General features: G+C 69.8%; 17 protein-coding genes. All 17 read right to left on the reverse strand.

Features of this window, described 5'->3' with window-relative positions; genetic code table 11:
• Window positions 1-28 precede the first annotated feature (28 nt).
• Entirely contained in the window at window positions 29-403 is a 375-nt protein-coding gene (locus ACTIFV_RS14360; protein ID WP_439593474.1) for a PPOX class F420-dependent oxidoreductase, read from the reverse strand.
• 20 nt (window positions 404-423) lie between these two features.
• On the reverse strand, window positions 424-1,383 hold the full coding sequence (locus ACTIFV_RS14365) for an ABC transporter permease (protein WP_439593475.1): 960 nt from the start codon (window positions 1,381-1,383) through the stop codon (window positions 424-426).
• Window positions 1,380-2,435: an ABC transporter permease gene (locus tag ACTIFV_RS14370; protein ID WP_439593476.1), complete on the reverse strand. Its 1,056-nt coding sequence runs from the start codon at window positions 2,433-2,435 to the stop codon at window positions 1,380-1,382. Before ACTIFV_RS14370 ends, ACTIFV_RS14365 begins: the two co-directional genes overlap by 4 nt.
• Window positions 2,432-4,279, reverse strand: a complete 1,848-nt coding sequence (locus ACTIFV_RS14375) for an ABC transporter ATP-binding protein (protein WP_439593477.1) — start codon at window positions 4,277-4,279, stop codon at window positions 2,432-2,434. Before ACTIFV_RS14375 ends, ACTIFV_RS14370 begins: the two co-directional genes overlap by 4 nt.
• A 50-nt stretch (window positions 4,280-4,329) precedes the next feature.
• Window positions 4,330-6,111, reverse strand: a complete 1,782-nt coding sequence (locus tag ACTIFV_RS14380; RefSeq protein WP_439593478.1) for an ABC transporter substrate-binding protein — start codon at window positions 6,109-6,111, stop codon at window positions 4,330-4,332.
• A gap of 222 nt (window positions 6,112-6,333) precedes the next feature.
• On the reverse strand, window positions 6,334-7,980 hold the full coding sequence (locus tag ACTIFV_RS14385) for a DUF885 family protein (protein ID WP_439593479.1): 1,647 nt from the start codon (window positions 7,978-7,980) through the stop codon (window positions 6,334-6,336).
• Window positions 7,977-8,981 carry an LLM class flavin-dependent oxidoreductase gene (locus tag ACTIFV_RS14390; protein WP_439593480.1) on the reverse strand — a complete coding sequence of 335 codons (1,005 nt, stop codon included), beginning with the start codon at window positions 8,979-8,981 and terminating at the stop codon, window positions 7,977-7,979. The genes ACTIFV_RS14385 and ACTIFV_RS14390 overlap by 4 nt, the downstream gene beginning before the upstream one ends.
• On the reverse strand, window positions 8,978-10,159 hold the full coding sequence (locus tag ACTIFV_RS14395) for a pyridoxal phosphate-dependent aminotransferase (RefSeq protein WP_439593481.1): 1,182 nt from the start codon (window positions 10,157-10,159) through the stop codon (window positions 8,978-8,980). The genes ACTIFV_RS14390 and ACTIFV_RS14395 overlap by 4 nt, the downstream gene beginning before the upstream one ends.
• A gap of 158 nt (window positions 10,160-10,317) precedes the next feature.
• Entirely contained in the window at window positions 10,318-10,917 is a 600-nt protein-coding gene (locus ACTIFV_RS14400; protein ID WP_439593482.1) for an Lrp/AsnC family transcriptional regulator, read from the reverse strand.
• A gap of 93 nt (window positions 10,918-11,010) precedes the next feature.
• Entirely contained in the window at window positions 11,011-12,978 is a 1,968-nt protein-coding gene (locus ACTIFV_RS14405; RefSeq protein ID WP_439593483.1) for a prolyl oligopeptidase family serine peptidase, read from the reverse strand.
• A gap of 67 nt (window positions 12,979-13,045) precedes the next feature.
• A complete protein-coding gene (locus ACTIFV_RS14410) occupies window positions 13,046-14,077 on the reverse strand; it encodes an LLM class flavin-dependent oxidoreductase (protein ID WP_439593484.1) in 1,032 nt (343 codons plus the stop codon).
• Complete coding sequence (locus tag ACTIFV_RS14415) at window positions 14,074-14,400, reverse strand: TIGR04076 family protein (RefSeq protein ID WP_439593485.1); 327 nt, start codon at window positions 14,398-14,400, stop codon at window positions 14,074-14,076. Before ACTIFV_RS14415 ends, ACTIFV_RS14410 begins: the two co-directional genes overlap by 4 nt.
• On the reverse strand, window positions 14,397-15,638 hold the full coding sequence (locus tag ACTIFV_RS14420; protein WP_439593486.1) for an amidohydrolase family protein: 1,242 nt from the start codon (window positions 15,636-15,638) through the stop codon (window positions 14,397-14,399). Before ACTIFV_RS14420 ends, ACTIFV_RS14415 begins: the two co-directional genes overlap by 4 nt.
• A gap of 31 nt (window positions 15,639-15,669) precedes the next feature.
• A complete protein-coding gene (locus ACTIFV_RS14425; protein WP_439593487.1) occupies window positions 15,670-16,542 on the reverse strand; it encodes an ABC transporter ATP-binding protein in 873 nt (290 codons plus the stop codon).
• The gene (locus tag ACTIFV_RS14430; protein WP_439593488.1) at window positions 16,539-17,321 is read right to left on the reverse strand and encodes an ABC transporter ATP-binding protein; all 783 of its coding nucleotides are present in this window, start codon (window positions 17,319-17,321) and stop codon (window positions 16,539-16,541) included. The genes ACTIFV_RS14425 and ACTIFV_RS14430 overlap by 4 nt, the downstream gene beginning before the upstream one ends.
• A complete protein-coding gene (locus tag ACTIFV_RS14435; protein ID WP_439593489.1) occupies window positions 17,321-18,235 on the reverse strand; it encodes an ABC transporter permease in 915 nt (304 codons plus the stop codon). Before ACTIFV_RS14435 ends, ACTIFV_RS14430 begins: the two co-directional genes overlap by 1 nt.
• Window positions 18,232-19,245, reverse strand: coding sequence for an ABC transporter permease (locus ACTIFV_RS14440; RefSeq protein ID WP_439593490.1), 1,014 nt, complete (start codon window positions 19,243-19,245; stop codon window positions 18,232-18,234). The genes ACTIFV_RS14435 and ACTIFV_RS14440 overlap by 4 nt, the downstream gene beginning before the upstream one ends.
• Window positions 19,246-19,299: the final 54 nt, after the last annotated feature.

The following is a 19,299-nucleotide window of genomic DNA, read 5'->3' on the forward strand; positions in this document are numbered from 1 at the left end:
GTTCTCCTTCGTCACGCGCGCGGGCGGGTCACGCGAGAGGGCGGATCCGACAGATCACGCGCTCGCTCTCGATCTGCTCCTGGATGTAGGGGCGACCGAAGTACCGCTGGGAGAGCTCGTCGATGTGCGCGCGCGCATCGGCGCCGTGCACGAACTCCACGACCTCGCCCCGGATCTCGGCATAGGTGTAGGGGTCCTCGCTGTCGATGATGACGACGACGACGCGCGGATCGCGCATCATGTGCCGGTACTTCACGCGATGCACCTCGGTGTTGATGAGGATGTGCTCGTCGTCGCAGTCCACCCACATCACCTGGGACGTCGGCGAACCGTCCTTGCGCAGCGTCGTGAGCGTGGCGAAGTTCACGCCCTTCGCGAGCGCCCTCGTGCGGTCGTCCAGCATCCTGTTCCCTTTCTCGAGGCTCACTTGACCCGCACCCGGGAGTCCAGCAGCGCGTAGACGATGTCGACGAGGATCGATGAGATCACGACGAAGAGCGATGCGAGCAGCATGGTGCCGATGATGACGGGCTGGTCGCCGCGGTTGACCGACTGGATCGCGAGGCGGCCGATGCCGTTGATCCCGAAGATCTGCTCGGTGACCACGAGGCCACCCATCAGGACGGCGATGTCCAGGCTCACCTGCGTCACGACGGGGGTGAGGGCGCTGCGCATGCCGTGCTTGTAGACGACCGAGCTCTCGGACAGCCCCTTCGCCCGCGCGGTGCGGATGTAGTCCTCGCCCAGGACACCGGCGAGCTGGCTGCGGGTGAGGCGGGCGTAGGTCGCGGCCGACACGAACCCGACGGTGATCCAGGGCAGGATCAGATGCCGGGCCCATTCGAAAGGGTTCTCCGAGAAGTCGACGTAGCCGGCGGCGGGGAAGATCGGGAAGCCGAGCACCGTGAGCTGGAAGAAGAACACGTACAGCAGCAGCAGGCCGACGACGAACGTCGGGACGCTCAGACCGCTCAGCACGAAGATGGTGCTGACGCGGTCGCGGATCGAGCCGGGACGACGGGCTGCGCCGATGCCGATGCTCACGCCGATGAGCAGCGCCATCGCGAGACCGCCGATCGCGATCGACGCGGTCTCGGGCAGACGCTGCACGATCGAGTCGAGTACAGGCTGCTGGTTGTAGAACGAGTACCCCAGGTCGCCCCTGAGGAGCCCGCCCATGTACAGGAAGTAGCGCTCGATGACGGGCAGATCCAGCCCGAGCCGCTCGCGCACGAGCTCCACCTGGGCGTTCGTGGCCTGCACGCCGGCGATCGTGCGGGCGGGGTCGTTCGGTGCCACGTAGAACAGCACGAACATGATCGCGCTGATCGCGAGGAGGGTCAGGATGCCGGAGACGACTCGACGGCTGAGGAAGCGGATCACGCCTTCGCCCCCTTCCGCGCGGCGCGACGCGCGGCTCTGCGCCGTGCGAGTCGACGGCGGCCCGCGAACAGCGTCTGACGCGGATCGAGGGCATCGCGGATCGAGTCGCCGAGGAGATTGAACGCGAGTGTGACGGCCAGGAGCGCCGCTGACGGGAAGACGACGAGCCAGGGGGCGATCGTGTAGAGCGACCCCTGCGATGCCACTGCGAGCATGTTGCCCCACGTCGCGGTCGGTGGCAGCACGCCGAGCCCGAGGAACGACAGAGTGGCCTCGAAGACGATCGCCTGAGGGATCAGCAGGGTCCCGTACACGACGATCGGGACCAGCAGGTTCGGGATGACGTCGACGCGCATGATGCGCCAGTTCGACGCTCCGAGCGAGCGTGCCGCCTCCACGAACTCGCGCTCGCGGAGGGAGAGCACCTGACCGCGGACGACGCGCGCGATCGGCGCCCACGAGAAGAGGACGATGACCACGACCGTGGTGGCCAGGGACGGGCCGACGAGGGCGACGAGGGAGATCGCGAAGAGCAGCTGCGGGAGGCTCAGCGTCGTGTCCATGAGCCACGTCAGGACGGTGTCGACCCATCCACGGAGGAAGCCGGCGACCAGGCCGACGACGGTGCCGATCCCGAGCGCGCCGATGGTCGCGAAGAAGGCCACGGTGAGGCTGATCTGGGCTCCGTAGACGAGCCGGACGAGGACGTCGCGTCCGAGGTTGTCGGTGCCGAGGAGGAACTGCGAGTTCGGAGCGACCGGCGTGCCGAACTCGGTCAGGCCGTCCTCGCGGAACTGCTCGTTCGGGCCGTGACCGACCCACATCGCGATGAGCGGGGCGGCGATCGCGGCGAGGATGACGAGCAGGATGACGATCGTGGAAGCGATCGCGACGCGGTCGCGGCGCATCCGGCTCCACACGAGCTGCAGGGGGCTTCGCGCCGCGACCGCGGCCTGCTGGGTGAGACCGGGGACGGCGGCGGCCTCGATGGTCTCGGCCTCCTGCTCGTGCTCGGCCTCGACGCGCGGGTCGGCCGGGTTCTCGCCGGTCATGGACGGGCCTCCCTCGAGTCGTCGGCGCGCGGCTCGAGCGCCGTGTCGACATGCGGTGCCGCAGCCAGGAGCGATCGGGTGTACTCCTGCTGAGGGGCGCGGTAGATCTGCTCGACGCTGCCCTGTTCGACGATGACGCCGCGGTGCATGACGGCGACCGTGTCGGCGATGTGCTCGACGACGGCCAGATCGTGCGCGATGAAGACGTAGGTGAGGCCGAGTTCGTCCTGCAGCGAGCCGAGCAGATTGAGGATCTGCGCTTGGATCGAGACATCCAGTGCCGACACCGGCTCGTCGCAGACGACGAGCTTCGGATTGAGGGCGAGGGCCCGCGCGATGCCGATGCGCTGACGCTGGCCGCCCGAGAACTCCGCGGGGAAGCGGTTGTAGTGCTCGGGGTTCAGACCCACGAGCTCCATGAGCTGCTGGACGCGGGCGCGCAGGCCCCTGCCCTCCTCGATGCCGTGGATGATGAGCGGGTCGGCGATGATCGATCCGACGCGGCGCTGCTGGTTGAGGGAGCCGTACGGATCCTGGAAGACCATCTGCACGTCACGTCGCAGCGCGTGCCGCTCAGCGCGTCCGAGGGTCGTTATGTCGCGCCCCTCGAATTCGACGCGCCCGCTCGTGAGGGGGATGAGCCCCGTGAGGGCGCGGGCGAGCGTGGACTTGCCGCTGCCGGATTCGCCGACGATCCCGAGCGTGCCACCGCGCGGGATGTCGAGGCTCACACCGTCGACCGCCACCACCGTGTCGCTCTTGAGTCCCAGCACGCCCTTGCGGGCGCCGGGGAAGTGGATGTGAACGTCCTCGACGCGCGCGAGCAGCTCCCGATCGGTCGTGGCGACGGCGGGCGGGTCGGGCAGCACGGGGAGCACGACGGGGGTCGCGTGGGAGACGGGGAGGACGCACGCCGAGCGGTGCCCGACCGCGACGTGACGCTCATCGGGGAAGCGCACGAGACACTCGTCGTGCACCAGCGCGCAGCGCGAGGCGAACGGGCAGCCGGGCTGCTCGACGAGCAGGCTGGGCGGGTTTCCGGGGATCGACTGCAGAACCGTGCGCTGCGAGCCGACGCGGGGCACCGAGGCCAGCAGGCCGCGGGTGTAGGGGTGGTGGGGGCGCGTGAGCACTTCGCGGTGCGAGCCCCTCTCGACGATGCGGCCGCCGTACATCGTGAGCACGCGATCGGCCACCTGCGCGACCACGCCCAGGTCGTGGGTGATCATGAGGATCGCGGTGCCGTGCTCCTTCTGCAGCCGGTTCATGAGTTCGAGCAGCTGGGCTTGGACGGTGACGTCGAGCGCCGTCGTGGGCTCGTCCGCGATGAGCAGCGCCGGTCGGAGCGCGAGTGCGAGCCCGATCATGACGCGCTGGCGCATGCCCCCCGAGAACTGGTGGGGGTAGTCGTCGACGCGCTTGTCGGGATTCGGGATGCCCACCTCTGCGAGCACATCGATCACCCGCGAGCGCAGAAGCTTGGGCGACGACTTCTCGTGCACGCGGATCGCCTCGGCGATCTGGGCTCCCACCCGGAACTGCGGGTGCAGCGACGACAGCGGATCCTGGAAGACCATCCCGATGTCGCGTCCGCGCACCGAGCGCAGGTCCTCGTCGTCCATGGTGAGCAGATCGCGGCCCTGGAAGAGCGCGCGGCCCTCGACGATGGCTCCGCTCGAGAGCCCGACCATCGCCTGCGTGCTCACGGATTTGCCGGAGCCCGACTCTCCGACCACGCCGAGGGTCTCGCCCTCGTCGAGGTCGAAGGAGATGCCACGCACCGCGTGCAGCCTTCCATCCCCCGTGTCGAAAGACACGTCGAGATCTTCAACGCTGAGCAGCACGTGGCATCTCCTTCTTCAGCATCCGAGGACGAATGATCGCGCGAGCGCGATCAGTCCTCGATCCAGACGTTCGTCACGTCGCCGTTCTTCGTCCACGAGAGGTACTCGAAGCCCCCGACGCGGTCGGAGTGGAACACGGGCGTGCGTGCGAACGTGATCGGCACCCAGGCGGCGTCCTCGGTGGCCACGGCGTCCGCCGCGATCCACTTCTCGTTCGCCTCCTCGGGCGTCGCGGCGGCGAGCGCCTCGTCGATCAGACCGTTGAACTCCTCGTTGTTCCAGCCGCCGAAGTTCGGCGAGCCGGCGGCATAGCCGCGGCCGTCGAGCATCGGAACCAGGTACGGACGACCACCGAAGTAGTCGGCGCTCCACGCGGCGATCGCGATGTCCCACTCGCCGGCCTCGGTGATGTCCTGGTTGAGCAGGAACTCGCTGTAGAACGCGTTCTGCGTCGTGACCTTCATCTCGACCTGGAAGCCCGCTGCCTCGAGGTCCTGCTGCATCGCCGCGGCGATCGAGGCGTACGGCTCGGTCTCGCGGTACAGCAGGCGCACCGGCACGCCGTCCGGGTAGCCGGCCTCGGTCAGGAGCTCCGTGGCGCGCGCGGCGTCGCCGTTCTCGGGGACGTCGAGCACGTTCGCCTGCTCGGTGCCGAGCACCTCGGGCGGCAGGATCTGCGTCGCGACCTCGGCCAGGCCGGGTCCGCCGAGGATCTGCTGCACCGCGGCGCGGTCGATCGCGAAGTTGAGGGCCTGACGCACGACGGTGTCGCCGAAGGCGCCGTCCGCGTTGGGGCTCAGCGTGTTGATGACCACGTACGGACGGATGGCGCCGTCGCCGCCGATCACGAGGCGCTCGTCGTTCTGCGCGAGCAGTGCGGGCACCGAGGCCGTCGGGGTGACCGTGTCGGCCCACTGCATGTCGACCGTCCCCGCCTCGAGCTGCTGCTGCACGGCCGCGGCATCCTGGCCCATGGCGATCTCGATCGCATCGACGTTGGCCTTGCGGACCGGGTCGAGGTCCGCCTTCCACACGGGGTTGCGCTCGAGCGTGAAGCTCTCGTCGGGCACGTACTCCGCGATGCGGTAGGGACCGCTCGAGATGATGTTCTGGCGGAGCTCGGGCGAGTCCGGCAGGTAGTCGAGGTACTCGACGGGCTGCGGAGCGAGGAACACGCCGAGCGCGAGGATGTCGATGAAGTCGGCAGCCGGCTGGGTGATCGTGAACTGCACGGTGTGATCGCCCGTCGCCTGCACGCCCTCGATGTCGTTGCCCTCGACGTAGGCGCGGATCGCCTCGACCGTGGGGTCGACCGTCGAGAATCCGTCGCAGTACTCCGCCAGCCCGACGATGGTGTCGGTGAAGTACGACAGGGCGTTCGACGGCGACACCGGGTTGCAGATGCGCTTCGCAGCCAGGACGACGTCTTCGGCGACGATCTCGCGCGCACCGTCGGGCGCATCGAACTCGACGCCCTCCTGCAGATCGATCGTGTAGACGGTGCCGTCCTCCGAGATGCCGCCGTTGTCCTGCGTGGGGATGTCGAGGGCGAGGTCGGGCACGATGGCGGAGCGATCGGTGTCGCCTTCGCCGGGGACCTGGGCGAAGAGCGTGCGTGTGAGCGCGCGGTGGATCTGGTAATCGGGAGCCGAGTACGACGCCGCGGGGTCGAGGTACAGGACGTCGGAGTTGCCCGCGAGCTTTAGCGTGCCTCCGGTGGCGGCGTCGCCGCCGTCGGAGTCACCGCCCTGCGGAGCGGAGCAGGCGGTCAGGACGAGCGCGGGCAGGGCGATGGCCACTGCCAGCAAGCCCAGCCGTGATCGGTGATGCATGGTGTTTCCTCTCGAGCGGCAGAACGGAACGCCCCCCGGCAGAGCCGCCGGAGAGCATGCTGAGACTGTCTCATGAGCGCATTTCGGTGAAAAGTCACTCATGTTACATAACTGACGAAACAACCTCACGACATCGTGTGGAGTTTCGCTTTGACAAGCCTAACCCTATCAAGACCTATCAAATGATTTCGAGACGATCACGATCGCGGCGGGTGGGAGGCGTCAGCGCGGCGTCAGGACTCCGTCGTAGCCGTCGATCACGTCGAGATCCGTGCGGTCGCCGAGGATCTCCCAGCGCTGCAGCGAGAAGGGCACGTTGCCGTTCTGCCAGATGCGGTCGTGGAGCGCCCGCAGCGAGAACGCCTCGCCCTGCGAGACGACGGCGTCGGTGACGAGACGGAGCAGCTGCTGCTTGCCGACGTGGTACGACATGGCCAGTCCGGGGGTGGCCAGGTACATCGCGCACTCCTCCCGCGCGGTCTCGACGTCCATCGGCACGAGCCGCACGAAGAAGTCGATCGCCTCCTCGAGCGTGAACGCGCCGGTCGCGAGGCTGACGTCGACCACGACCCGCAGGCTGCGGAGCCGATTGAAGTTGTGCACGACCTCCTGCGAGTGCGGAGCGTCGTCGAAGAGCCCCGCGAGCAGCATGAGCTCCTCGTTGTAGAAGGCGATGCCCTCGTTCGCGACGGAGTCGATGTACCGGCGGCGGATCGGGTCGGGATTGGCCCACGAGAGTGCGAGCTGCTTGTAGTGCGCACCCTCGTGGATGATGCCCAGACGCGGGTCGCGCGCGTTCGCGGCGTAGAAGTAGGGCAGCTCGGGCTGGGGATCGGGCATGTACGAGACGCCGTCGACATCGAGGCGATCCTCGTCGGTGAGGTCGTCCGACACGCCCAGGAACCGCAGCGGCTCGAGATAAGCGGGCATCGGCGCCACGTGGTAGCGCTGCAGGGTGTCGGGCTGCGAGAGGAGTCCCTCGGTCTCGGAGAACGCCCGCACCTCGGCCTCCTGCTCCGCCTGACGCGCGACCTGGGCCTCGATGCTCGTCGCCAGCGGAGCGGGCGGGACGTCGCGGAAGCGATTGCGGGTGACGACTTCGGCGACCACGGCGCGCCGGTAGTCCTGCAGCGCCGCGCGCACGAGGTCCTCGGGCTCGTCGGCGATGAGGGCGACGTGGCGCAGGAACCATACGAAGCGGTCGCGCCCCACGGGCTGCGACGGCGCGAAATCTCCTGCCTCGACCTTCAGCCACGTGGCGAATCCGGCGAGGGCCTCCCCCGCGGCCGGCGCAGCGGCCGTCAGCTCGTCGAGAGTGTCGGACGAGACCACGCCCTGGAGGGCGGCGACGGATGCGGCGAACCGCGCGTCGATGTCGACGAGTTCGAGCGACGCGGCGCGTGCCAGGTCGCCGACACCGGCGCGGGAGAGGTTGTCGCGGGCGACTCGGACCCTCTCGGGGATCGACCGCGCGACGACGACGAGTCCGCGCTCGACGTCCGCCGAGTACGGCGGCAGCGGCAGCAGCAGGTCGAACCACGGGCCGAGGATCTGCCCCACGAGGAACACGGCATCGCGCTCCCAGTTGCGCAGCACATCGAGGTCCCATTCCACCCGGTCGAGCACAGAGCCGAGCAGGCGCGCGTCGACGGCTGCGGCGACGTCGCCCTCCGTCACGGAGACGGCGGCGAGGCGCTCACGGAAGCGTGCGAGCTCGACCCGGCGTTCGTCGATCGATGCCGGAGTGAACTCGGGCAGCCACTCCGGAGAGCGGCGGATGCGGGGGATGTCGTCGGACGACCGGAACGCGGCCGACTTCGCCCAGCGTGCGATGTCGTCCGAAAGGGCGATGAGGTCGGTGGTCGTCATGCGGATCTCCTCACATCGGGAAGCACACGCCGGCCGAGCATCTCGATCGCGGCGACGGGGTCGGGCCCGAGGGGCGGGCCGAACGACAGGTGGGTGGCTCCGCGCCGCAGCAGCTCGCGGCAGCGCGCGACGACGGCATCCGGATCCCCCGAGATGCCCAGCGAGAGCATCTGCGGCGTGATCGCACGGACGGCGGCGTCCTCGTCCCCCTCGCGCAGCGCATCGAGTGCCGGCGAGAAGTCTTCCGTCGTCAGACCTGCCCGTGCGAGCAGATACGGCGAGAAGGCCGCGCCGTAGTACGCGAGCTTGAGGGCCAGGGCGCGATCCGCCGCGGCGCGGTCTTCGTCGAGAGCGAGCCATACGCAGGCAGGCATGTCGAGATCGCCCGGGTCGCGTCCGGCCGCTGCGGCGCCGTCCGCGACGAGCTGCGACGCGGTCGAGTAGTGCTCGGGAGGGAAGAGAAGGGCTAGTACGCCGTCCGCCTCGGCACCGGCGAACGCCAGCATGCGCGGGCTCATCGCCCCGATGTAGATCGGCACACGGGTGGGCGGCAGGCGCAGGTAGGCGTCCCGCGTCCAGCCGTCGCCGGCGCCCGGCGCGTCGGCGGGGCGCTCGCCCGCGAGCAGTGCCCGGATGGCGCGGAGTGCGGTGCGCGTGCCGGTGAGAGGCTTCTCCTGCTCGACGCCGATCCACGAGAGGAATTCGCCCGAGCCCGCTCCGAGGCCGAGCAGGAAGCGTCCTCCCGACATCTCCTGCAGGGTCGCTGCGATCATCGCCAGTTCGGCGGGGTGCACCGAGTACGGGTTCATGATCCCGATCCCGAGCTGCAGACGGGTGGTCTTCTGGAACAGCGCGCCGAGCAGGGCCGGTGCCGACCGCAGCATGAGGTCGTTGGACACCCAGAGCTGATCGATCCCCGCGCCTTCGGCGGCCACGGCGAGGGCGGTCAGCGCCGGCAGGTCGAGGTCGTTGTTGACGCGGAGACTGAATCGCACGCTCATCGCACGGGCTCCCCCACCGCGGAGGCGACATGCGACAGCGCGCCCGCATCCCGCCAGGCGAGGAAGCGCTCCAGCCCCTCGCGGATCGAGTCGGTCGAGGAGGCGAGTGAGACCCGCAGGTGGTGGGGGGTCGCGCGGCCGAAGGCCGACCCCGGCGCGAACGAGACCCCGGCCGAGACGAGGTCGAGAGCAGCCAGTCGGGAGTCGGTGCCGTCGGGGAGCGGGAGCATGAGGTAGAACGCACCCCGGGGCCGGACGATCTCGACGCCGGCTCCCTCGAGAACGCCGACCGCGACGTCGCGCCGATCGCGATAGGCATCGCGCATGTGCGCCACGGAATCCTGCGGGCCGGTGATGGCGGCGAGGGCGGCGGCCTGCGTCACGCTCGACACGCAAGAGGACTCGAGCTCGAGGATGCGGGTGACGGTGTCGGCGAGCCACGCGGGAACGAGCGTGTAGCCGACCCGCCATCCGGTCATCGCATAGGTCTTCGAGAAGCTGAACACCGATGCGACGTGATCGGGGGCGAGGGCCGCCGCATTCACGTGGGCGCCGTCGAAGACGATCTCGTCGTAGACCTCGTCGCTGACGACGAGCAGGTCGTGCTCGACGGCGAGCGCGACGATCCCCGCGACCAGTTCCGGTCGCATGACCGCACCGGTCGGATTGTTGGGCGAGTTGAGCACGATGACCCTCGTGCGGGGGGTGATGAGCGAGCGGATCTCCTCGAGATCGGGTTGGAAGTCATCGTCGGGGCGGAGCGTGTAGTGGATCGGAGCAGCGCCGATGAGCGTCGTCTGCATCTCGTAGTTCGGCCACGCGGGATCGGGTACGAGCACTTCGTCGCCGGGCGCGACGACGGCCGAGAGGATCGCATCGATCGCCTGGACGGCCCCATGGGTGATCAGCACCTGGTCGAGCGGTGCGGCGACTCCGTAGGCTCGCTCGATCCGTTCGCCGACCGCGGCCCTCAGCGCCGGCACCCCCGCCGTCTGCACGTACGAGACGCGGACGCGGGCGGCGTCGAACGCCGCCTCCGTGATGTGGCTCGGCGTCGCGAAGTCGGGCTCGCCGATCTCGAGGCGGACGATCGGATGCGTCGACGTCAGCGCGAGGTCGACGATCTCGCGGATCCCCGAGTGGGGCAGGTGCGAAGCAGCCAGCGAGGCGTGGGGCACAGCGATCCTTCCGGCATTCGGCGTCCGGCGCGCAACACGAGCCTCACTGGCGCTGAATGTAATCAGATTCTAAGCGAAAACTGTCTAACGAAAAGAAGAGAGCAAAGAAAGCTGACATTCGCCATGTGAAATACGCCTTCGGCAGATGCCGCGGCAGATCACTCGTCGTCGTCGGAATCGGGCTCGATGGTGAGCGAGCCCTCGAGCAGCTCGCGAACGCTTCGTTCGCGCACGACCTCGCCGAGGCTCAGGAACGTCTCGATGCGCTGCAGACCTCGGATCGGCCAGATGCGGTCGAGCAGGAGGGCCTGCAGGTGCGCGTGATCGCGGATGCGGAACCGCGCGATCATGTCGAAGCTGCCCGTCACGACCACGAGCTCGGTGAGTTCGGCGATGTCGCGGAGCTCGGTCAGGATCTCCGACAGGACGGCATCGGTCGCGAGCGTCATCGGGATGTAGACCAGGCCGGGATAGCCGAGAGCCGACCAGTCCACGATGGTCGTGTACCCGCGGATGACGCGTTGCCGCTCGAGACGCGCGATCCGCTCGCCCACCGCGGGCGGTGACATGCCGACCTCGCGCGCGAGCTGGCGTTGCGACGCACGGGGATCGTCGGCGAGGAGGAAGAGCAGCTTGCGGTCGATCTCGTCGAGCTCGACGACCGGGCGGGGCTTCTCGACCTCGCGTGTCATGTTCGACATCGGAGAGCGCAGGGGGCGGGCGGGCGGGCGCTCGCCGTCGGATTCAGAACTTGCCATGCCGTCTCCTGATCGTCGTGGGAAGGATGTGCGGGCCCTCGCGGGGTTCGATTGAGCATACGGTCGGGCCGCTTGCGGCGACCAGGTCGCGACCTACCCCGACAATGTCTCACCGAACCATTCGAGAAGGATCTCGCCGCGCTGGCGCCGGTGGACGGGGGTGCCCTCGCGGGTCAGCGAGTGCCCCTCCCCCGGGAAGCGGATGAACTCCGCCGGGCGCCCGAGCACGCGGAGGGCGAAGAACAGCTCCTCGGCCTGCTGGATCGCGCACCGGCGATCCTCCTCGGAGTGCACGATCGCGAGCGGTGCCGTGATGCCGTGGACGTACTTGAGGGGCGATGCGTCCCAGTACGGGGCCGCATCCTCGAGGTGCGAGACGCCGAGGTACTTCTCGAAGAACCAGGGAGCCTCGTCCTTCGTCGCGGCGTCGCTGAAGAGGTTGTAGCAGCCGCGCTCGGCCCACCCCGCGGCGAACAGATCGGTTCGGGCGAGCAGGAACGCGGTCATCATCCCGCCGTAGGAACCACCCATGACACCGACCCGTGGGGCATCGATCGGATGACCAGCCAGCAGGTGGTCCACGACGGCGACGATGTCGTCGAGATCACGATTGCCCCACCCCTGACCCGGCTCGTCGGCGCCCGGCGCCGCGTTGACCTTCATCCACGCCGTCCCGTATCCCGCCGAGCCGCGGGGATTCATCCAGGCCACGGCGTAGCCGTCGCTGAGCAGGGTGTGCACCTCGTGCGACCACTGATAGCCGTACTGCGTGCCGCCGCCCTGCAGCCACACGATGAGGGGATGCGGGCCCTCGCCATCGGGCAGCGCGATCCACGCATCGACCCGGGTGCCGTCGATGTCGACGGGGACGTGGTGGGCGTCCGGGAGGCGATGCCGATCCCGGTACGCGGCGTTCGGGTCGTGCAGCACCCTCTCACCGCCCGCATCGTCTGCGACGATCACGCGCGGCGGGGTCGACGGCGCGGACTCGACGGCGACCCATCGACCCTCCGACGAGTCGAACGCCGTGATCTGGCGCGGACCGGTCAGAAGGGTGCGGACCGACGCGGGACGGCCCGGCGCGCAGGTGATCTCGACGACGTCGATGCGACCCTCGCTCCCTGCGAGCGCGACGAAGGCGTCGGGAGAGACCCACGCGAGCGATCCCGGCGTGAGGTCGCGATCGAGGACGCCGCGCAGATCCGTCACCTCTCCCGACGTCAGATCGATCAGCGCGGGGAACGCGCTGCTCGGGTAGTGGGCGATGTCGACCGCGATCGCGGCGACCCGCGTGCCGTCGGGCGAGGGCACCGGCCGGATGATCTCGCGCGTCGTGTCGGTGAGCGTCTGGAGCGCACCGCTCGCCGGATCGAGGCGGTGCAGCGCATTCGCCTCGGTCAGATCCCAGTCGGGCTGGCGCTGCGACGTGAAGAGCAGGTGCGCGCCATCGACCGTCCAGGCCACGTCGTGGTCGTCGGCGGTGCCGTCGCTCACGCATCGCACGTCGCCGGAAGCGACGTCGACGATGAAGATCTGCCGCCGGTTGTTGACCGTCCAGCCGATGCCGTCCGCCGACGAGCGCAGGGTCGTGAGCCGCAGCGGTGCGCGGCGATCCACGGGCGTCGCGAACCACGCGCGATCGACGGGCACGCGCGCGACCACCGCCAGGCTCGCCCCCTCGGGCGACCACGCCAGCTCCTCGACCGCATCCGGCAGCTCCGCGATGTCGCGCACGCCGTCGATGGCGGCCTCGCCCGACAGCATGCGGATGACGCTGCCGCCGTCGCGCGCCGCGACCCAGGCGAGGGCGCCGCCCTCGGGCGCGAACCTCGCCAGTCGCACGCCGGGGCCGCTGTCGAGGACGACCGGCTCACCCGCATCGCCCTCGGCCGTCGCGTGCAGGCACAGGCTGCTGACGTACGCGTTCGCGGTCGAGTCCGGGCGCGACTGCGTCACCAGCACCCGCCGCCTCCCCGGCTCCCAGAGCACAGCCGTGGGCGTCCAGATCTCTTCGAGATCCTCTGGCCGCACGGGCGCGGTGCCGTCGAGCACGCTCGTCATCGTCATCCTTCGATACCTCTCTCCGCGTCGCGCGCATCGGCGCAGGGACGCTCGTGTCCAGAACTTCTCACGCGCCCGAGAGCGGCGCTCCGGGCGGGTCGGTCAGCCGCGGCAGCACCTCGCGCCCGAGCAGCGCGATGCCCTCGGCCTCGTCGACGCCGTGCGGTGTGCCGAATTCGATGCGGTCCACCCCCGCATCGATGAGGCGCTGCGCCTGCGCAGCGATGTCATCGGGGTCGCCGGCGAAGGCGAACAGGTCGAGCACGTCGTCCGGGATGATCTCGCCGGCATCCTCGCGCCCCTCGCGCAGGCGCTCTCGGATGGTCGGCAGGAGATCACCCGGCAGCTCCACCGTGGGGTCGAGCTCGGCGATCACGTCGAGGTACATCGCCACCTCCCGGCGCGCGAGGCTCCGCGCGATCCTGCGATCCCGATCGATGACGGTGACCGCTCCGACCACCACGCCGATGTCGTCCACGCTCCGCCCGGCGCGGTCGGCGCCGACGCGCAGACGCTCCCTCGTGACGGCGATCATCGCGGGATTCGCACAGCCGCCGAGCTTGATCTCGTCGGCGAACTCGCCCGCGAGCGCCGCTCCCCGGGGCCCCCAGGATCCGATGAGGAGGGGAAGCCGACGCGAGGGGGAGACCAGCCGCACACCCTGGTCGAGCCGGAACTGCTCGCCCTCGTAGCCCGCGCCCTCGCCGGCGAGGAGCGCATCGATGACGCCCACGGCATCGCGCAGGTGCGCGAGCGGTCGCGTCGGTCGAAGACCCACCGCGTCGAGCCACGAGCCTCGCGCGAGTCCGACGTACGCGCGGCCCCCGCTGTGCGCGTCGAGGAGCGCCGCCTGGTTGGCGATCTCGTACGGCGACAGCGTGAACGGATTCCAGCAGGCGCAGCCGAGGCGGATGCGATCGGTCGCCCACGCCATCTCGATGAGCGGGACGATCGACGACTGGTAGAGCAGATCCGAGAAGACGCTCACTCCCGAGAACCCCAGGTCCTCGGCGAGGACCGCCAGCTCGGCGTAGGCGCCGCGCGGCTTGTCGGTCTGCAGGCCCAGCGTGACGGGAACGCGGGTCGAGGGTCCGGTCACGTGAGATCCGCCGAGTTCATGCGCGACGTGCCCGTTCGCTCGATCCGCATCACGAGGCGCTCCTCGGGATCGGGGCAGGCCACCTCGCTGTCGCGTTCGAGCCAGTCGCCCGGCGGCAGCGCGCGCTGCTTGGCGGCCAGCAGAGGCAGTGCCGCGGCGAGCGCGTACATGCAGAAGTGCTTGTCGCCCGGGATCCGCAGCTCGTTGCTCCCGGTCACGGTGAACCGGTCGCCGGCACTCATGCCGCAGACGGACCGGCCCTCGATGCGATCCACCACCACGCACAGGTCGTAAAGCTCCATGTCGCCATCGGCGGCGGTCATCGCTGCACCCGCCCGTCGTCGCGGACGACGACGCCGCCCTGCATCACGAAGTCCAGGCTGCGCAGCGCGGACGGGGACGCGAGCGGGTCCTCCGGCAGAGCGATCAGATCGGCCCACTTGCCTTCGGCGACACTTCCGGCGTGCGCATCGATCCCGAGCCACCGGGCCGGCGCGAGGGTTCCCGCGCGAAGCGTCGCGGCGGCGTCGAGGCCGAAGGCGTGCATGTGCTCGAGCTCGCGCACTGCGGCCGACGTGCCCTCGAAAGGCCAGAACGGCGGCATGTCGCTGCCGAGCAGCACCTCCACACCCGCCTCCAGCGCCATGCGGTAGGACGCGATGTGACGCTCCCCCGCCCCGAGCGAGCGCTCCTGCATCCACGCGGGGACGCCGAGCTCGTCGAAGAACGGCCCCGACCGCGTGACGATCAGCGTCGGCACGAGCGCCGTGCCGGCCTCGGCCATCGCGCGGCACACCTCGGGCGTGAGCTCGTAGCCGTGCTCGACGCAGTCCAGACCGAGGCGCACGGCTTCCGCGATGACACCGGCCGGTCCGGCGTGCGCGGTGACCTTGCGACCCCACGCGTGCGCCGTCGAGATCGCCGCATCCATCTCGGCGGACGTGAGCTGAGGCGTCGAGATCGTCTCGTGCTCGCCCGCGATACCGCCGGAGATCATGAGCTTGATGAGGTCGGCGCCCGCGCGGATCTGCGTGCGCACCCCGCGCGCGAAGTCGTCCGCCCCGTCGCACTCCATCGTGTCGTCCGACCCGTGGCCGTGACCTCCCGTGCAGGCGAGCGCGCGCCCCGCCGTGTAGATGCGCGGTCCCTGCACCCAGCCGCCCTCGATCGCGCGGCGCAGGGCGAAGTCCGCGTGCGCCTTCTCGGCGACGCAGCGGACCGTCGTGATGCCGTTGAGCAGCGTACGGCGTGCACCGTCGGCCATGTAGAGCGCGATGCCCGCGGCATCCATCGCCTCGAGCTCTTCGCCGACGGGACCCGGCAGCGAGAGTGAGAAGTGGGTGTGCATGTTGATGAGTCCCGGAGACACGAAAGCGCCCCCCATCCCGAGTACGGGGAGGTCGCCGCGCGCGGGCTCGTCGTCCGAGGCGATCGACTCGATGATCCCGGCGCGCACGCGGATCGCGAGCCCCGAGCGCACGACGCCGTCCTCGACGTCGACGAGGCGCAGATCGCGCAGCTCGGCATCCCCTCGCGTCTCGAACGACGTCACGACTGCCATGTACCCGGTCTCCTCTTCTGCGTCTGCGGGCTCACGAGGCGACGAGCGCCTCTGCGGCCACGTAGTGTCCGGGCGCGCACTCCACGAGGCGCGCGTCCTCATCGCTCACGACCACCGGCTCGCGGCGTCCGGGCTCCGACGGCATGGGTGCATCGCGTCCGAGTCGCGGGATCGCCTGGATGAGGGTCCGGGTGTACGGATGCCGCGGATCGGTCCAGATCGCCTCGGTGGGCCCCACCTCGACGATGCGTCCGAAGTACATCACGGCGATGCGGTCGGCGATGACCCTCAGCCCCGACAGGTCGTGCGAGATCATGAGCAGCGCCGCGCCGCGCGAGACCGCCGTATCGGACAGCAGTCCCGCGACCTGCAGGCGCGTCGAGGCGTCCAGAGCGGACACCGGCTCATCGGCCACGATCACCGTCGGATCGGATGCGAGCGCACGGGCGATCGCGATGCGCTGCCGCTGGCCGCCGGAGAACTGGTGCGGGAAGCGGTTGGCGGCGACGGCCGGCAGGCCCACCGCCTGGAGGAGCTCCTGCACGCGCGCCGACCCGCCCCGGCCGGCCACGGCGTCCTGGATCTGACGGCCGATCCGACGGCGCGGGTTGAGCGACGAGTACGGGTCCTGGAACACCATCTGCACGGCGCGGTCGGCCACCGGGCGTGCGCGGCGGCCGAGCGGCGCGATCTCGCGTCCGTCGACGAGCACACGGCCGGAGTCGAGGGGATTGAGCCCCACGATCGCGCGACCCAGCGATGACTTGCCGCAGCCGGACTCTCCGACCAGACCCAGCACTTCGCCGGCGTCGACGTGCAGAGACACTCCCCCGACGGCGCGGACGGCCGGGCGTCCCGGCACCTTGTACTCGACGACCGCGTCTTCCACCTGGAGAGCCGTCACTTCGCCACCTCCGTGTCGGGCAGCGCATCGACCAGCGCGCGCGTGTACTCGTGCTGCGGGTCGGCCAGCACATCGCGCGACGGGCCCGACTCGACGACCTTGCCCGAGCGCATGATGTAGAGGCGGTCCGACACGACGTTCATGACGGCCAGATCGTGCGTGATGAAGAGCATCGCCATGCCGAGCTCGACGCGCAGGCTCTGCAGCAGGTTCAGGATGCCCGCCTGCACCGTGACGTCGAGGGCGGTCGTCACCTCGTCGGCGATGAGCAGCTCGGGCTCGCAGGCGAGTGCCGAGGCGATCGCGATGCGCTGGCGCATGCCGCCCGAGAAGCGGTGCGGGTACGACGTGATGGCGGTCTTCGGATCGGGGATGCGAACCCGATCCAGCAGCTCGATCGCGCGATCGCGTGCCTGCCTGCGGCTCATGGTGCCGTGCACCCGCTGGTGCTCGGTGAGCTGCCGCTCGATCGTGAGCATGGGATGCAGGGCCGTCATCGGATCCTGGAACACCATCGCGACCCGGTCGCCCCGCAGGGCCTTCAGCTCGCGCTTGCTCAGCGCGAGGACGTCGCGGCCGTCGAAGTCCACGACGCCGGACACGGTGGCGTGGTCGGGCACGAAGCCGAGGGACGTCAGCGCGGTCAGGGTCTTGCCGCTGCCGCTCTCTCCGGCGAGCCCCACCACCTCGCCCGGGGCGACGGTGATGTCGACGCCGTCGACGAGGGCTCTGCCGCCGAGCTGGATGCGCAGATCGCGGATGTCGAGAAGCGCGGCCATCACAGCTCCATCGCCTGCACGGCGCGTGACGTGCGGGGGTCGAGGGCGTCGCGCAGCGAGTCGCCGATGAAGTTGAACGCGAGCACGACGCTCAGGATCGCCAGACCCGGGAACAGGGCGACCCAGTAGTTGTAGAAGACGCGTGAGCCCTCCGAGACCATCGCGCCCCACTCGGGGGTCGGGGGCACGGCGCCGAGGCCGAGATAGCTCAGGCCGCTCAGCAGCAGGATCGCGTTGCCGAGCTCGAGGGTCGAGATGACCGCGATCGGACCGAGGATGTTGGGAGCGATGTCGCGGCCGAGCGTGCGGATCGACGACGCGCCGATGAGACGGGATGCCGCGATGAAGTTGCTGTCGCGCAGGCCGATCACGAGCGATCTCGTGACGCGCGCGTACGCGGGCCACGACACGACGACGATCGCGAGCACGGCGTTGACGAGCGAGGGTCCGAGCGCCGCCGACACGGCCATCGCCAGGATGATCGCCGGGAAGGCGAAGAAGAGATCGACGATGCGCATGATGACGGCATCCACGGCGCCGCCGAAATAGCCCGCGATGGCGCCCACGGTCGCACCGACCACGAGCGAGAGCGCCACGAGCATCACGGCGATCGGGATGCTGATGCGCGAGCCGTAGATCACCCGCGACAGCACGTCGCGGCCCACGCCGTCGGTGCCGAACCAGTGCTCGGGCGACGGAGGGAGGAAGCGCGGCGAGTCCTGGGCGAGGGGATCGTACGGCGCCAGCCACGGGGCGAAGATGATCACGATGACCCAGAACACGATGATCACGATGCCGACGACGGCGAGCGGGCGCCGCCACGCGGCCGGGAGCCGCCACCGCGGCATCCAGCGTCGACCATCGGTGGATGCGATCGGGTCGACCGTGTCGAGGGCCTTCTCTGTCGTGCTCATGCGCGTCGGATCCTCGGGTCGATGACCCCGTACAGGATGTCTGTCACGAGGTTCACGAAGATGTAGATGAGGGCGACGAAGATCGTCACTCCCACGATGGCGGCGAGGTCGAGAGTGGATGCCGCCCGATAGGCGTACGACCCGATTCCCGGCCACGCGAAGATCTGCTCGACCAGCACCGTGCCGGCCAGGAGCGAGGCGAATGCGGTGCCGACCACCGTGATCACCGGCACGAGGGCGCCGCGCAGGACATGCCCGAAGACGACCTGGTTGCTGCTGAGGCCTTTCGCCTCGGCAGCACGGATGTACTCCTGGCCCAGCACGTCGAGCACCGAGGCCCGCGTGAAGCGCATCAGCAGGCCGACCATCGGGGCGGACAGCACGATCGCGGGGAGGATCAGGTGATCCACCGCCTCCACGAAGAGCGGCAGGTTGCCGGCGAGGAGCGAGTCGATCGTGTAGAAGCCCGTCACGCGGGGTGGCGGGATGGCGCCGGCATCGAGGCGACCGGATGACGGGAACCACCCGAGCTGAGTCGAGAAGATCGCCGTGGCGATGAGGGCGAACCAGAAGATCGGGACCGAGACACCGCCGAGGCTGACGGCCCGCAGGACGTTGTCGAGGTGGCCGTTGGCCCGCAGCGCGGCGACGATGCCGAGGCCGCCGCCGACGACGACGGCGATGAGGGTGGCTGCGAGGGCCAGCTCCGCCGATGCGGGACCGAACAGCTGAAGGTCGGTCAGCACGGGTCGCGCCGTCTGCGTCGACTCGCCCAGATCGCCGCGGAACAGGCCCCCGAGGTAGAGGAAGAACTGCTCGTAGAGCGGCCGGTCGAGGCCCAGCCGCTCGCGCATCGCGGCGACCAGCTCGGGGTCGGCGGCGGCACGCTCACCGAGACGCGCCGTCGCGGCGTCGCCCGGGAGGATCGCGGTCAGGGCGAACGCGACCAGCACGGTGCCGATGACCAGCAGCACGGCCGCGCCCAAGCGCTTGGCGATGAAGAGCGCCACGCGTCACCTCGGATCTGTCGGAGAAGGATGGGGAGGATGCGCACCGCCCCGAGG

It is taken from the genome of Microbacterium sp., from assembly GCF_051860965.1.
Taxonomy (GTDB): Bacteria; Actinomycetota; Actinomycetes; order Actinomycetales; family Microbacteriaceae; genus Microbacterium.

Excerpts from the sequence above, each read along its gene's own strand:
- ACTIFV_RS14360 (WP_439593474.1), bottom strand. The coding sequence starts at position 403 with ATGCTGGACGACCGCACGAGGGCGCTCGCGAAGGGCGTGAACTTCGCC.
- ACTIFV_RS14370 (WP_439593476.1), bottom strand. The coding sequence starts at position 2,435 with ATGACCGGCGAGAACCCGGCCGACCCGCGCGTCGAGGCCGAGCACGAG.
- ACTIFV_RS14380 (WP_439593478.1), bottom strand. The coding sequence starts at position 6,111 with ATGCATCACCGATCACGGCTGGGCTTGCTGGCAGTGGCCATCGCCCTG.
- ACTIFV_RS14385 (WP_439593479.1), bottom strand. The coding sequence starts at position 7,980 with ATGACGACCACCGACCTCATCGCCCTTTCGGACGACATCGCACGCTGG.
- ACTIFV_RS14390 (WP_439593480.1), bottom strand. The coding sequence starts at position 8,981 with ATGAGCGTGCGATTCAGTCTCCGCGTCAACAACGACCTCGACCTGCCG.
- ACTIFV_RS14400 (WP_439593482.1), bottom strand. The coding sequence starts at position 10,917 with ATGGCAAGTTCTGAATCCGACGGCGAGCGCCCGCCCGCCCGCCCCCTG.
- ACTIFV_RS14405 (WP_439593483.1), bottom strand. The coding sequence starts at position 12,978 with ATGACGAGCGTGCTCGACGGCACCGCGCCCGTGCGGCCAGAGGATCTC.
- ACTIFV_RS14415 (WP_439593485.1), bottom strand. The coding sequence starts at position 14,400 with ATGACCGCCGCCGATGGCGACATGGAGCTTTACGACCTGTGCGTGGTG.
- ACTIFV_RS14420 (WP_439593486.1), bottom strand. The coding sequence starts at position 15,638 with ATGGCAGTCGTGACGTCGTTCGAGACGCGAGGGGATGCCGAGCTGCGC.
- ACTIFV_RS14430 (WP_439593488.1), bottom strand. The coding sequence starts at position 17,321 with ATGGCCGCGCTTCTCGACATCCGCGATCTGCGCATCCAGCTCGGCGGC.
- ACTIFV_RS14435 (WP_439593489.1), bottom strand. The coding sequence starts at position 18,235 with ATGAGCACGACAGAGAAGGCCCTCGACACGGTCGACCCGATCGCATCC.